Annotated in this window: 17 protein-coding genes and 1 pseudogene; 14 read left to right on the plus strand and 4 right to left on the minus strand. The window is 51.8% G+C overall.

Translation table 11 applies throughout. From position 1 onward, the window contains the following. Positions 1-92: 92 nt before the first annotated feature. Entirely contained in the window at positions 93-842 is a 750-nt protein-coding gene (yjfP, locus tag ACHHZ7_RS15530; RefSeq protein WP_048227203.1) for an esterase, read from the plus strand. Here the strand turns inward: yjfP and ulaR are convergent. Together ulaR and ulaG are read right to left on the minus strand one after the other, a co-directional pair. Next, complete coding sequence (gene ulaR / locus ACHHZ7_RS15535; RefSeq protein WP_003025646.1) at positions 839-1,594, minus strand: HTH-type transcriptional regulator UlaR; 756 nt, start codon at positions 1,592-1,594, stop codon at positions 839-841. The genes yjfP and ulaR overlap by 4 nt on opposite strands. A gap of 106 nt (positions 1,595-1,700) precedes the next feature. Then, complete coding sequence (gene ulaG, locus ACHHZ7_RS15540) at positions 1,701-2,765, minus strand: L-ascorbate 6-phosphate lactonase (RefSeq protein WP_003025649.1); 1,065 nt, start codon at positions 2,763-2,765, stop codon at positions 1,701-1,703. 367 nt (positions 2,766-3,132) lie between these two features. On the opposite strand from ulaG, the pseudogene ulaA reads away from it, so the two are divergent. From ulaA to ACHHZ7_RS15570, 6 genes and pseudogenes are all read left to right on the plus strand, one after another. Next, positions 3,133-4,529: pseudogene (gene ulaA, locus ACHHZ7_RS15545) on the plus strand (PTS ascorbate transporter subunit IIC). A gap of 15 nt (positions 4,530-4,544) precedes the next feature. Further along, positions 4,545-4,850, plus strand: a complete 306-nt coding sequence (ulaB, locus tag ACHHZ7_RS15550) for a PTS ascorbate transporter subunit IIB (RefSeq protein WP_003025655.1) — start codon at positions 4,545-4,547, stop codon at positions 4,848-4,850. 10 nt (positions 4,851-4,860) lie between these two features. Next, the gene (ulaC, locus tag ACHHZ7_RS15555) at positions 4,861-5,328 is read left to right on the plus strand and encodes a PTS ascorbate transporter subunit IIA (RefSeq protein WP_006686330.1); all 468 of its coding nucleotides are present in this window, start codon (positions 4,861-4,863) and stop codon (positions 5,326-5,328) included. 12 nt (positions 5,329-5,340) lie between these two features. Next, positions 5,341-5,991, plus strand: a complete 651-nt coding sequence (gene ulaD, locus ACHHZ7_RS15560) for a 3-keto-L-gulonate-6-phosphate decarboxylase UlaD (protein ID WP_060682846.1) — start codon at positions 5,341-5,343, stop codon at positions 5,989-5,991. A 9-nt stretch (positions 5,992-6,000) separates the two neighbouring features. Next, entirely contained in the window at positions 6,001-6,855 is an 855-nt protein-coding gene (locus ACHHZ7_RS15565; RefSeq protein ID WP_008786014.1) for an L-ribulose-5-phosphate 3-epimerase, read from the plus strand. Next, positions 6,855-7,541 (plus strand): L-ribulose-5-phosphate 4-epimerase, encoded by a 687-nt coding sequence (locus ACHHZ7_RS15570; RefSeq protein ID WP_060682845.1) that lies wholly within the window; start codon positions 6,855-6,857, stop codon positions 7,539-7,541. The genes ACHHZ7_RS15565 and ACHHZ7_RS15570 overlap by 1 nt, the downstream gene beginning before the upstream one ends. Before the next feature lie 131 nt (positions 7,542-7,672). On the opposite strand, the gene yjfY is transcribed toward ACHHZ7_RS15570, so the two are convergent. Next, positions 7,673-7,948, minus strand: coding sequence for a DUF1471 family protein YjfY (yjfY, locus tag ACHHZ7_RS15575; protein ID WP_003025668.1), 276 nt, complete (start codon positions 7,946-7,948; stop codon positions 7,673-7,675). Positions 7,949-8,247: 299 nt separating this feature from the next. Between yjfY and ACHHZ7_RS15580 the strand changes: the two genes are divergently transcribed. The 6 genes from ACHHZ7_RS15580 (at position 8,248) to ACHHZ7_RS15605 (ending at position 11,676) form a co-directional block, all read left to right on the plus strand. Continuing rightward, entirely contained in the window at positions 8,248-9,012 is a 765-nt protein-coding gene (locus tag ACHHZ7_RS15580; protein ID WP_003830447.1) for a TSUP family transporter, read from the plus strand. 158 nt (positions 9,013-9,170) lie between these two features. Further along, positions 9,171-9,566 carry a 30S ribosomal protein S6 gene (gene rpsF, locus ACHHZ7_RS15585; protein ID WP_003025672.1) on the plus strand — a complete coding sequence of 132 codons (396 nt, stop codon included), beginning with the start codon at positions 9,171-9,173 and terminating at the stop codon, positions 9,564-9,566. 6 nt (positions 9,567-9,572) lie between these two features. Continuing rightward, entirely contained in the window at positions 9,573-9,887 is a 315-nt protein-coding gene (gene priB, locus ACHHZ7_RS15590) for a primosomal replication protein N (RefSeq protein WP_003025674.1), read from the plus strand. 4 nt (positions 9,888-9,891) lie between these two features. Further along, positions 9,892-10,119 carry a 30S ribosomal protein S18 gene (rpsR, locus tag ACHHZ7_RS15595; RefSeq protein WP_000135199.1) on the plus strand — a complete coding sequence of 76 codons (228 nt, stop codon included), beginning with the start codon at positions 9,892-9,894 and terminating at the stop codon, positions 10,117-10,119. Between the two features lie 41 nt (positions 10,120-10,160). Further along, a complete protein-coding gene (gene rplI, locus ACHHZ7_RS15600; RefSeq protein ID WP_003025676.1) occupies positions 10,161-10,610 on the plus strand; it encodes a 50S ribosomal protein L9 in 450 nt (149 codons plus the stop codon). A 142-nt stretch (positions 10,611-10,752) separates the two neighbouring features. Beyond that, on the plus strand, positions 10,753-11,676 hold the full coding sequence (locus ACHHZ7_RS15605) for a DMT family transporter (protein ID WP_060682844.1): 924 nt from the start codon (positions 10,753-10,755) through the stop codon (positions 11,674-11,676). Positions 11,677-11,740: 64 nt separating this feature from the next. Here ACHHZ7_RS15605 and ACHHZ7_RS15610 read toward each other — a convergent pair whose 3' ends face one another. Then, the gene (locus ACHHZ7_RS15610; RefSeq protein WP_032942177.1) at positions 11,741-12,391 is read right to left on the minus strand and encodes a LysM-like peptidoglycan-binding domain-containing protein; all 651 of its coding nucleotides are present in this window, start codon (positions 12,389-12,391) and stop codon (positions 11,741-11,743) included. A 219-nt stretch (positions 12,392-12,610) separates the two neighbouring features. On the opposite strand from ACHHZ7_RS15610, the gene fklB reads away from it, so the two are divergent. Next, entirely contained in the window at positions 12,611-13,231 is a 621-nt protein-coding gene (gene fklB, locus ACHHZ7_RS15615; RefSeq protein WP_032934269.1) for an FKBP-type peptidyl-prolyl cis-trans isomerase, read from the plus strand. Positions 13,232-13,281: the final 50 nt, after the last annotated feature.

A 13,281-nucleotide genomic window follows, 5' to 3' on the forward strand; every position in this document is an offset into this window, starting at 1 on the left:
TAACCCAGTTCTCAACATTATGAATCATTGCCGAACACATTCGCTTGCGTTAAGTATTGCTGCATGGCATACCAGAAAGAAAGAGGCGACAAATGATCGAAATTGAAACACGACAGTTGGCGGGTATCCCTGTCCTGCACGCCGTTCCGGCTGGCAAACGCGAATGTTCACTCCCTTGTATTATCTTCTATCACGGGTTTACCTCTTCAAGCCTGGTTTACAGCTATTTTGCCGTTGCGCTGGCTCAGGCCGGGTTCCGCGTCGTCATGCCAGATGCGCCCGACCATGGCGCTCGCTTCAAAAGCGATGCCCAGGTGCGAATGCACCGCTTCTGGCATATTTTGCAGCAAAATATGCAGGAGTTTACGACGTTACGTGCGGCGCTGGTGGCGGAAAATTGGCTTTCAGATGAGCGGCTTGCCGTCGGTGGGGCGTCGATGGGGGGAATGACAGCATTGGGCATAATGGCGCGCCATCCTGAGGTTAAATGTGTAGCCAGCCTGATGGGTTCAGGCTATTTTACCCGGCTTGCGCAGACGCTTTTTCCCCCTTTACTGGTTCAGACCCCAGAGCAGCAGGCGGAATTTGATGCCGTTATCGCCCCGCTTGCCGAATGGGATGTTACGCATCAGTTACCACGCCTCGCTGACAGGCCGTTGCTGCTGTGGCATGGACAGGATGATGATGTTGTACCGGCTGTTGAAACTTTCCGCTTACAGCAAGCGCTGATTCAGGCAGGTTTGGACAACAATCTGACCTGCCTGTGGGAAGCGGGCGTACGACATCGCATCACGCCAGAAGCGCTGGCTGCGACGGTGACGTTTTTCCGCCAGCACCTTTAAACGCGCATAATGCTCACGCCCTGAGCTTCGAGCTGTTGCAGGATCTCAGGGTTCGCATTTTTGCCGGTAATCAGCATATCGATTTGATCGGCGCGGCTGAACAGCATCCCCGCGCGTTCACCGACCTTACTGCTATCGACCAACACCACCAGTTTGCCCACCACGTTAAGCATCTTCTGCTCCGCCATCGCGGTGAGCATATCGGTTTTATACAGTCCATCTGCGGTCAACCCTTTGCCACTGGTGAACATCCAGTGCCCGGCATACAGGCTATTTTCACTGCCTTGCGGGCTAAGCGTGATGGATTGGCTTTTGTTATATTGCCCTCCCATGATGATCACGCTGTCATGCTCCTGGTCGATCAGATAGTTTGCCAGCGGCAGATAATTAGTGATGATCTGCACCGGCTTGCCGCACATTTCGCGACCCAGCAGAAAGGCGGTCGATCCGCAGTTGATCACCACGCTTTCACCCGCATTCACAAGCTGGGATGCCGCCTTGGCAATGCGAACTTTTTCATCGTGGTTCTGTGCCTGGTGCAGATTCATTGGCGTCCAGCGCGGTCGCTGCTGGGTAATAGCTTCTGCGCCGTTGCGGACTTTCTTGAGTTTGCCGCTTTCATCGAGTTTGTTGATATCCCGGCGTGCTGTGGCGGGTGAAATCCCCAGACGCTCAATCACGTTCTCAACGGTAACAAAGCCCAACTGCGCCAGCATATCCAGCAATATTTGATGTCTTTGTGCTTCAGTCATGAGCTATTCCGATACAAATTGATTTGAAAAGATGATATTTGAAATAGCCTGGAAATACTAAAGTAAATGGGAAAAAATGCCGGGATGGCCCGGCATTTTGTGTGGATCACAAGAACGATTTAAACGGTAAATCTGGTTCAATCGTGAAGCAGTCGTCAAAGCCGCGCGGATAGTGATATTCAAAGTTATCTTTGTCCAGCGGCCAGGTGAACTTGCCACCCACCTGCCAGATAAAAGGCTTAAAGCCATACTTCAGCCGATCTTTTTTCATCTCCCACAGTACGCGGATCTCCTGAGGATCGGCCTGGAAGTTTGACCAGATATCGTGATGGAAAGGGATCACCACTTTTGTATTCAGGGCCTCCGCCATACGCAGCATGTCGGAACTGGTCATTTTGTCCGTAATTCCCCGTGGATTCTCGCCGTAGGATCCGAGCGCGACGTCGATCTGGTGCTCATTGCCATGCTTTGCATAGTAGTTGGAGTAGTGTGAATCACCGCTGTGATAAAGCGTACCGCCCGGCGTTTTGAACAGATAGTTTACGGCGCGGGCATCCATACCATCCGGCAGCACGCCTGCCGCTTTTTGATCGGCAGGAAGCGTGATCAATGCCGTACGATCAAACGCATCAAGCGCATGAATTTCAATATCTTTCACTTTCACCACATCGCCAGGTTTTACCACGATGCAGCGCTCTTTTGGTACACCCCAACCGATCCACAGATCCACACAAGTCTGCGGTCCAATAAACGGCACGTCGTCGGCACAGTTCTGCATGACGGCTGCTGCAACATTTACGTCGATGTGATCGTTATGATCGTGCGTGGCCAGCACCGCATCGATCTGACGAATGGCAAACGGATCAAGAACAAACGGCGTGGTGCGCAGGTTTGGCTGCAGCTTCTTCACGCCCGCCATGCGTTGCATCTGGTGACCGGTTTTCATCAGCGGGTTACCGTGACTCTGTTTACCCGTACCGCACCAGAAATCGACGCAGACGTTAGTTCCGCCTTCAGACTTTAGCCAAATTCCGGTGCAGCCAAGCCACCACATAGCGAAAGTGCCAGGTGCGACCTGTTCCTGCTCGATCTCTTCATTGAGCCAGCTTCCCCACTCCGGGAATGTGCTCAGAATCCATGATTCACGCGTGATGCTTTTTACTTTACTCATCGCAATTACCTTCATGTTTGTTCAAGTTGAATCAAATGATGATTTGTTTTGATTGATACTGACATCATTTTCTCAAGAAGGCAATGCGCTGATTTTTGGTGTTGAATGGGAAAATGTGAACAAATAACAACGTGACAAGATGGTTTATATGAAATGTATTTTTGTATTTTATTGTTTTAAATGAATTTATTTTGGTGTGTATGAATTTGAAGTAAATCCACTCTGCAAGTAAGAGAATTATTTGCGTACTTCATCACATTTAATCAAATTCAATCTTGTTGTGATTACTTTTGAAAATTAGAGTGAGGGCACAACATCCTGGGCATCTGTAATGAATGTTCAGCAACTTCGTCTACTGGAGATCGTTATGGAGATCCTCTACAACATCTTTACCGTCTTTTTTAATCAGGTCATGACCAATGCACCGTTGCTGTTGGGTATTGTGACCTGCCTCGGCTACATCCTGTTGCGTAAAAGTGTCAGCGTCATTATCAAAGGCACGATCAAAACGATTATCGGTTTTATGTTATTGCAGGCAGGGTCGGGCATTCTGACCAGCACGTTTAAACCGGTGGTGGCGAAGATGTCTGAGGTTTACGGTATCAATGGCGCGATCTCCGATACCTATGCCTCCATGATGGCAACCATCGAACGAATGGGTGATGCCTACAGTTGGGTAGGGTACGCCGTACTGTTAGCGCTGGCGCTGAACATTTGTTACGTACTGCTACGGCGTATTACCGGCATTCGAACCATCATGCTGACTGGGCACATCATGTTCCAGCAGGCGGGGCTGATTGCTGTCTCTTTCTACATCTTTGGTTACCCGATGTGGACCACCATCATCTGTACCGCGGTGCTGGTGTCGCTCTACTGGGCATTACCTCCAATATGATGTACAAACCGACGCAGGAAGTAACTGACGGCTGTGGTTTTTCCATCGGTCACCAGCAGCAGTTCGCCTCCTGGATTGCTTACAAAGTCGCGCCGTATCTGGGTAAGAAAGAGGAGAGCGTAGAAGATCTCAAGCTGCCAGGCTGGCTGAATATCTTCCATGACAACATCGTTTCCACCGCGATTGTGATGACCATCTTTTTCGGGGCGATCCTGCTCTCTTTCGGCATAGATGTGGTTCAGGCGATGGCGGGTAAAACCCACTGGACGGTCTATATCCTGCAAACCGGTTTTTCGTTTGCTGTCGCTATCTTCATCATCACCCAGGGCGTACGTATGTTCGTTGCTGAACTTTCAGAAGCGTTCAACGGTATCTCTCAACGTCTGATCCCCGGCGCGGTGTTGGCTATCGACTGCGCAGCGATTTACAGCTTTGCCCCCAACGCGGTGGTCTGGGGCTTTATGTGGGGTACCATCGGCCAACTGATCGCGGTAGGTATTCTGGTTGCCTGCGGCTCTTCCATCCTGATTATCCCAGGCTTTATCCCGATGTTCTTCTCGAACGCCACTATCGGCGTATTTGCTAACCACTTTGGCGGCTGGCGCGCGGCGCTCAAGATTTGCCTGGTGATGGGGATGATCGAAATCTTCGGCTGCGTCTGGGCGGTTAAGCTCACCGGTATGAGCGCCTGGATGGGCATGGCGGACTGGTCAATTCTGGCACCGCCGATGATGCAAGGCTTTGCCTCCATCGGCATCGTGTTTATGGCCGTCATTATTCTGATTGCACTGGCTTATATGTTTTTCGCAGGGCGCACGTTGCGTGCTGAGGAAGACGCAGAAAAACAACTGGCAGAACACTCTGCTTAATAAGGAGTTCCGATTATGACCGTACGTATTCTGGCTGTGTGTGGCAATGGGCAGGGCAGTTCCATGATCATGAAAATGAAGGTGGACCAGTTTTTAACCCAGTCAAATATTGACCATACGGTAAACAGCTGCGCCGTGGGCGAATACAAAAGTGAACTGAGCGGCGCGGATATCATCATCGCCTCTACGCATATCGCCGGTGAGATTACCGTTTCTGGCAATAAATATGTCGTTGGCGTACGCAACATGCTGTCTCCTGCCGATTTTGGACCAAAACTGCTGGAAGTGATCAAAGCGCATTTCCCGCAGGACGTGAAGTAAGGGGCGGCATATGAAATTACGTGACTCGCTGGCAGACAATAATTCCATCCTTTTGCAAGCCGAGGCCAGTACCTGGCAGGAAGCGGTAAAGCTTGGTGTGGATCTGCTGGTTAAGGCCGATGTGGTTGAACCACGCTACTACCAGGCCATCCTTGATGGCGTTGAGCAGTTTGGCCCGTACTTTGTGATTGCACCAGGCTTGGCAATGCCGCACGGCCGTCCGGAGGAAGGGGTCAAGAAAACCGGTTTTGCGCTGGTGACGCTGAAAACGCCGCTGGTGTTTAACCACGAAGATAACGACCCGGTCGATATTCTGATAACGATGGCGGCAGTTGATGCCAACACGCATCAGGAGGTGGGCATCATGCAGATCGTGAATCTCTTTGATGACGAAGCCAATTTCGACCGTTTACGCGCCTGTCGCACCGCGCAGGAAGTGTTGGATTTAATTGATAACGCCACTGCGGCGGCTGTTTAAAAGGATACCAAAATGTCATTACCTATGTTGCAGGTTGCGCTGGATAACCAATCAATGTCTTCCGCGTATGAAACGACGCGTCTGATTGCCGAAGAGGTCGATATCATTGAGGTGGGCACTATTCTTTGCGTGGCAGAGGGCGTGCGCGCCGTACGCGATCTGAAGGCGCTTTACCCGCATAAAATTGTGCTGGCGGACGCCAAAATTGCCGATGCGGGAAAAATCCTCTCCCGAATGTGTTTCGAAGCCAACGCTGACTGGGTCACCGTCATCTGCTGTGCGGATATCAACACCACCAGGGGGGCACTGGAGGTGGCGAAAGAATTTAACGGTGATGTACAGATTGAACTGACGGGTTACTGGACCTGGGAGCAGGCGCAAGAGTGGCGTGACGCGGGCATTGGGCAAGTTGTGTATCACCGCAGCCGTGATGCGCAGGCAGCGGGTGTGGCGTGGGGAGAGGCGGATATCAGCGCGATCAAACGCCTGTCCGAGATGGGCTTTAAAGTCACCGTCACCGGCGGTCTGGCGTTGGAAGATCTGCCGCTGTTCCAGGGAATTCCGATTCACGTATTTATTGCCGGTCGCAGCATTCGCGATGCCGCCTCTCCGGTGGAAGCGGCCCGTCAGTTCAAACGTTCTATCGCCCAGCTGTGGGGATAAGGAGCGACTATGTTGTCGAAACAGGTCCCGCTCGGTATTTATGAAAAGGCACTCCCCGGCGGGGAGTGCTGGCTGGAACGTTTGCAGCTGGCGAAGGAACTGGGCTTTGACTTTGTCGAAATGTCGGTTGATGAAACCGACGCTCGCCTGGCGCGTCTTGACTGGAACCGCGAGCAGCGACTGGCGCTGGTGGCCGCTATCGCCGAGACAGGGATACGGGTACCGTCCATGTGCCTGAGCGCTCATCGACGTTTCCCGCTGGGCAGTGAAGATGATGCGGTACGCGAACAGGGGCTGGAGATCATGCGTAAAGCCATTCAGTTTGCGCAGGATATCGGTATTCGCGTTATTCAACTGGCGGGTTACGACGTTTATTACCAGCAGGCCAATAACGAAACGCGTCGTCGGTTTCGCGATGGGCTGAAAGAAAGCGTAGAGATGGCGAGCCGTGCACAGGTGACGCTGGCGATGGAAATCATGGATTATCCACTGATGAATTCGATCAGTAAGGCGCTGGGATACGCTCACTATCTCAACAATCCGTGGTTCCAGTTGTATCCCGATATCGGCAATTTGTCGGCGTGGGACAACGATGTGCAGATGGAGCTGCAGGCGGGAATGGGCCATATCGTTGCCGTACACGTGAAAGATACCAAACCCGGCGTATTCAAAAATGTGCCGTTTGGTGAAGGGGTTGTCGATTTCGAACGTTGTTTTGCGACGCTCAAACAGAGTGGGTATTGCGGGCCATACCTGATTGAGATGTGGAGTGAAACGTCGGACGACCCGGCACGTGAAGTGGCGAAGGCGCGCGACTGGGTGAAAGCGCGTATGGCCAGCGCCGGTCTGGTGGAGGCGGTGTAATGCAAAAACTCAAACAGCAGGTTTTTGAGGCTAATATGGATCTGCCGCGCTACGGGCTGGTGTCGTTTACCTGGGGTAATGTCAGCGCCATCGACCGCGAACGCGGGATGGTGGTGATTAAGCCCAGCGGCGTCGACTACCAGACAATGACAGTGGACGACATGGTAGTTGTGGATCTGCACGGCAACGTGGTGGAAGGACGCTATCGTCCTTCTTCCGATACCGCCACCCATCTGGCGCTGTATCGTCGCTATTCCTCTCTTGGCGGCGTGGTGCATACCCACTCAACCCACGCGACGGCATGGGCGCAGGCAGGTCTGGCAATTCCTGCGCTAGGCACGACGCATGCGGACTACTTCTTTGGCGATATCCCCTGCACCCGGGCGTTAACTGAAGCGGAAGTTCAGGATGAGTATGAGCTGAATACCGGCAGGGTGATTGTTGAAACGCTGGGGGAGGTGGAACCTTTGCATACGCCAGGCGTAGTGGTGTACCAACATGGCCCGTTTGCCTGGGGTAAAGACGCTCATGACGCGGTACATAACGCGGTGGTGATGGAAGAGGTGGCAAAAATGGCATGGATTGCGCGTGGCATTAATCCGGCACTCAGCGCTATCGACAGTTATCTGATGAATAAGCACTTCATGCGTAAGCACGGCCCAAATGCCTATTACGGGCAGAAGTAGGAAAAAACGTTCCGGAGCCAACTCTTCATGGGGATGAGATCGGTCTGGCTTCGGGATTGTTTTGCAAAAAAAGCCCCCAGTGAAGGGGGCAAGTCAAACTGTGGCAATGTTCTCGTTGGTTATTTCTGGTGTTAACGATAAATATCTGCACTGGCGTGCATATTTCCGTTACTACCGGGTTCCCTGGTGAGGATCACGTGGTAGTAGGTTGCGCCTTGCGCATCGGTCTCTTCATTCAGGGCCTGAGTGGCTTCACTTTCAGTGGCGAAGTTATGATTTATGTAAATGACGCCTAAGCTCTGCACATCATCCATGTTCCTGGCCTGATGGTTATCAATTTTGATGGCTGCCGTTGCATTTGCACTGAGCAAAAGCACAGCCAGAAGGGTCAAAACACGGGCTCGCATATGTACCTCCTCGACTGCGGTCTCTGGTTGCCTCTCTCCTGTGAGTGATTAACTTCTGATGTAATTTTAACCGCTACCAGCGCAGTCGATAGCGACCATTTCTGATGCAGTTGTTCAAAAAATTACCGCATAACCATCTTTTCTTTAATTAACAGTCTGCTGGTGGATACCGCTGCGGTGAAAAAATACCTGCCTTTCGCGCATAAGCTCTTACCAAATAGTCAATTTAATCGGGTGAGTACGCCGTTTATAGTGAGCCGGATAATTAATATAACTTTATGATAATAAGGCAAAAACTTATGGATACTTCATTCATGGATTTCAGCTATTTCGTGGTTATGTTTATGGTCGCGCTGGTGGCTGGCTTTATTAACGTGGTGTCGGGTGGTGGTGGATTTCTCTCTATTGGCGCACTCTTAATTTCTGGTTTACCCCCGGCTAATGCGCTGGCAACCAATAAAATTCAGGCTCTGGGTAGCTCGCTGACCTCCGGAATTTACTTTTTACGCCGAGGACATATCAACGTGCAGGAGCACAAGTATGTGTTTTTATCTGCCTTTATCGGTTCTGCGCTGGGAACGACGCTTATCCAGTTCATTGAACCGGAACTGCTGAAGAAACTGCTCCCAATCCTGATTATCGCAGTCGCCATTTACTTTATTTTTGCGCCAAACCTTAGCGAACCGAAAAGAAAGCAGCAGGTATCCCTGTTTCTCTTCTCGTTGATCGGTGGGGGATGTATTGGTTTTTATGATGGCTTTCTCGGTGCTGGGGCAGGTTCCTTTTATACCCTCAGCTATATTCTGCTGTGGGGATACAGTATTGATAAAGCGCAAATCCACTCGAATTTTATTAACCTGGCGTCGAACATCGCCTCGATTTTGTTCTTCATTTTCGGCGGTAAAATGATCTGGTCGCTGGGTTTGGTGATGTTTGCAGGGCAATCCCTTGGCGCACGTCTTGGTGCGACAGTCGTACTGACGCGCGGTAAGAAAGTCATCCGACCCATGATTGTCATTGTCTCCATTTGTATCAGCATCAAAATGCTGCTGGATATGTATTAATGGCGACATGATAAATAATCGTACAAGCACCTTGAGTTTACCTGCTGACCCCAGTATTATGACGCGTCATTTTTCAGCCGACCTTTAACACGTTCCTTGCCTCCATGGGCCTCGGCTGACCCAGACAGGAGGCTGAATAATCCGTAAGGAGCAATTCGATGCGTCATTACGAAATCGTTTTTATGGTCCATCCTGACCAGAGCGAACAGGTTCCGGGTATGATCGAACGCTACACTGCTGCCATCACTGGTGCAGAAGGCACGATCCACCGTCTGGAAGACTGGGGCCGCCGTCAGCTGGCTTACCCGATCAACAAACTGCACAAAGCTCACTACGTTCTGATGAACGTTGAAGCGCCGCAGGAAGTGATCGATGAGCTGGAAACTACCTTCCGCTTCAACGATGCCGTTATCCGCAGCATGGTTATGCGTACTAAACACGCTGTTACCGAAGCATCTCCGATGGTTAAAGCGAAAGACGAGCGTCGTGAACGTCGCGATGATTTCGCTAACGAAACCGCAGATGATGCTGAAGCTGGGGATTCTGAAGAGTAATTTCTGATGACCAACCGTCTGGCGTTGTCCGGCACCGTGTGCAGGGCTCCCCTTCGAAAGGTCAGTCCATCAGGAATTCCTCATTGCCAGTTCGTGCTTGAGCATCGTTCTGTGCAGGAGGAAGCCGGGTTTCACCGGCAGGCGTGGTGCCAAATGCCCGTTATTATTAGCGGACACGAAAACCAAGCCATTACTCACAGTATAACGGTCGGTAGCGCAGTGACCGTTCAGGGGTTCATCTCTTGCCACAAGGCAAAGAACGGCCTGAGCAAAATGGTTCTGCATGCCGAGCAGATTGAATTGATAGATTCTGGAGACTAGCCATATGGCACGTTATTTCCGTCGTCGCAAGTTCTGCCGTTTCACCGCGGAAGGCGTTCAAGAGATCGACTATAAAGATATCGCTACGCTGAAAAACTACATCACCGAAAGCGGTAAGATTGTCCCAAGCCGTATCACCGGTACCCGTGCAAAATACCAGCGTCAGCTGGCTCGCGCTATCAAACGCGCTCGCTACCTGTCCCTGCTGCCGTACACTGATCGTCATCAGTAATCGGTCACGGTCCATTAATACGACTTTGAGAGGATAAGGTAATGCAAGTTATTCTGCTTGATAAAGTAGCAAACCTGGGTAGCCTGGGTGATCAGGTTAACGTTAAAGCGGGCTATGCTCGTAACTTCCTGGTACCACAGGGTAAAGCTGTTCCTGCTACCAAGAAAAACGTTGAATTTTTCGAAGCGCGTCGCGCTGAGCTGGAAGCTAAACTGGCTGACGTTCTGTCCGCTGCTGAAGCTCGTGCAGAGAAAATCAACGCACTGGAAACCGTAACCATCGCGTCTAAAGCTGGCGACGAAGGTAAACTGTTCGGTTCCATCGGTACTCGCGACATCGCTGACGCTGTAACTGCAGCTGGCGTTGAAGTAGCTAAGAGCGAAGTTCGTCTGCCGAACGGCGTTCTGCGTACCACTGGCGAGCACGAAGTGAGCTTCCAGGTTCACAGCGAAGTGTTTGCTAAGCTGACTGTAAACGTAGTTGCAGAATAAGTTTTTATTCTGATGACCGCGTAAAAGCGCCGGCCCTGTGCCGGCGTTTTGCTTTTCTGTTCCCCCGCTTTTCTCTCTGGCTATTCTTTATCCTTTTCGGGATAATCACAAAAATAAAACATTATTTCAAAGTGGTGATGGAATGGAACCAACGCACCAACCTCTGTTTGCGCGTAAAAATGTTGTCTACCTGAGCGCAGCGTTCTGCTGTCTGTTGTGGGGGAGCGCCTATCCGGCGATCAAAAGCGGATATGAGATCTTCCAGATTGCCACGGATGACATTCCCTCAAAGATTGTCTTTGCCGGATATCGCTTTCTGTTTGCGGGATTATTGCTGCTACTGCTGGCGGTAGCGCAGCGTAAACCGATTGGCCGGTTAAGCCCGCGTCAGTACGGCCAACTCACGCTGTTGGGGCTAACGCAAACCTCGCTGCAATACATCTTCTTCTACATTGGCCTGGCGTTCACGACGGGAGTGAAAGGGTCCATCATGAATGCGACCGGGACCTTCTTCAGCGTGCTGCTGGCCCATTTTATCTACCATAACGACAAACTGAGCTACAACAAAGCGCTGGGCTGTATTCTGGGCTTTACCGGTGTAATGGTGGTGAACTTTAGCAGCGGACTGGATTTTAGCTTCAGCCTGTTAGGAGACGGCTCAGTAGTGATGGCGGCCTTTATTCTCTCTGCTGCCACGCTATATGGAAAACGTATTTCTCAGACGGTGGACCCGACGGTAATGACAGGGTACCAGTTGGGCGGTGGCGGTCTGGCGTTGGTTATCGGCGGCTACGCTTTTGGCGGCACGCTAACCGTAAACGGTGCGTCTTCGGTGGCGATTCTCGGCTACCTGACGTTACTCTCTTCGGTCGCTTTCGCCTTGTGGAGTATTCTGCTCAAGCATAATCGCGTGGGGATGATTGCGCCGTTTAACTTCCTGATCCCGGTTTCGGGTGCAGTGCTGTCGGCAATATTCCTCGGTGAAAACATTCTCGAATGGAAATATGCGGTAGCGCTGGTGCTGGTGTGTTCGGGGATCTGGTGGGTGAACAAGGTGAAACGCTGACGTTTCACCTTGATACCTGATGGCGCTATCGCTTATCAGGCTTACAATCGCGGGGTCACAGCGCTTAACGGGCGCGGATAAAACTGCCGTTAGGCTGGCGGGTAAACAGGACCTGCTGACCATTCCCGGTATCAATGGTTAATCCCGTCACCACGCCATTGGCATTCTGCCTGATCTGTATCATCTGACCGTCTTTCAGATTGCTCAGTGGTTTTCCGGCGCCTTCAACCTGTGCCATCGCATACACATCGGTTGGCGGGAGGTTATGGTCACGGAATACCTGCGCCAGCGTTTTACCTGAGTCTACGCGATAGGAGCGCCACTGCTGGTCAATTCCGCTATCCTGTTGGAAAGGTTGTGTCTGCGGCTGAGATTGCTGGACCTGAGGCTGCGCGTCAGGTTCGCCTTCCTGGATTGGCTCTGGCGCAACCGGAGCGACCTGGCCGGGATCGTTTTGCGGCGGGACAAGCTGTGCCTGCAGCTGAGCCTCGGTCGGTGGCTGCGACTGTGACTGTAAATCCAGCTGGGCAGTACGCGTCACCACAGGGGTATCGCTGGTGTCACTGGAAGGGAGCAGGAAACCTATCACCAACACAATAGCAGCAATAATAATGCCGCGGCGGTGCATAGGCGGTAGCGGGTCCATAATGCGAAAATTGTCCGGTGCATGCCAGATTTTCGCCAGGGTTGGTTTTAATTCAAAGCGCCCGGGCATGGCTTTCCTCCTGCTCCGCGTCTCGTTCCTCGATCATAGAGTATAGATGGCTAACGCTATGATGTTCGTCATATTACCCGCTTTCGTGACGTCAACGCGGGATATTCCTATTGTTTATGTTTCCTCGCGATTTGTCATCTGTTCCCGAGACAAAGTTTTACCGGATGCGGCATGGCTGATATGCTGCCCGCTACTTTACATCCGATGAAAGGAAATATGATGGCTAACCCGACTTTTGACACTATCGAAGCGCAAGCAAGCTACGGCATTGGTTTGCAGGTAGGACAACAGCTGAGCGAATCCGGACTGGAAGGACTGTTGCCTGAAGCGCTGGTAGCGGGTATCGCTGACGCGCTGGAAGGTAAGCACCCGGCAGTGCCGGTTGATGTTGTGCATCGCGCACTGCGTGAAATCCACGAACGTGCTGATGCAGTTCGTCGCGAGCGTTTCCAGGCTATGGCGGCTGATGGCGTCAAATATCTGGAAGAAAACCGTGAGAAAGACGGTGTGAACAGCACTGAATCCGGTTTGCAGTTCCGTGTTCTGACCCAGGGTGAAGGTGCTATTCCGGCACGTACTGACCGCGTTCGCGTGCACTACACCGGTAAGCTGATCGACGGTACCGTATTTGACAGCTCTGTCGCACGTGGCGAACCGGCTGAATTCCCGGTTAACGGCGTAATCCCAGGCTGGATTGAAGCGCTGACCCTGATGCCGGTAGGTTCCAAATGGGAACTGACTATTCCTCAGGAACTGGCTTACGGCGAGCGTGGCGCTGGCGCGTCCATTCCTCCGTTCAGCACGCTGGTATTCGAAGTTGAGCTGCTTGAGATCCTGTAAGCAGTGACTTCTGTTCCCCCCGAGGCCGGGGGGAGCAAAAAAATAGCGTG

Origin of the sequence: Citrobacter freundii complex sp. 2024EL-00216 (genome assembly GCF_043945515.1) — a bacterium.
GTDB lineage: Bacteria > Pseudomonadota > Gammaproteobacteria > Enterobacterales > Enterobacteriaceae > Citrobacter > Citrobacter portucalensis.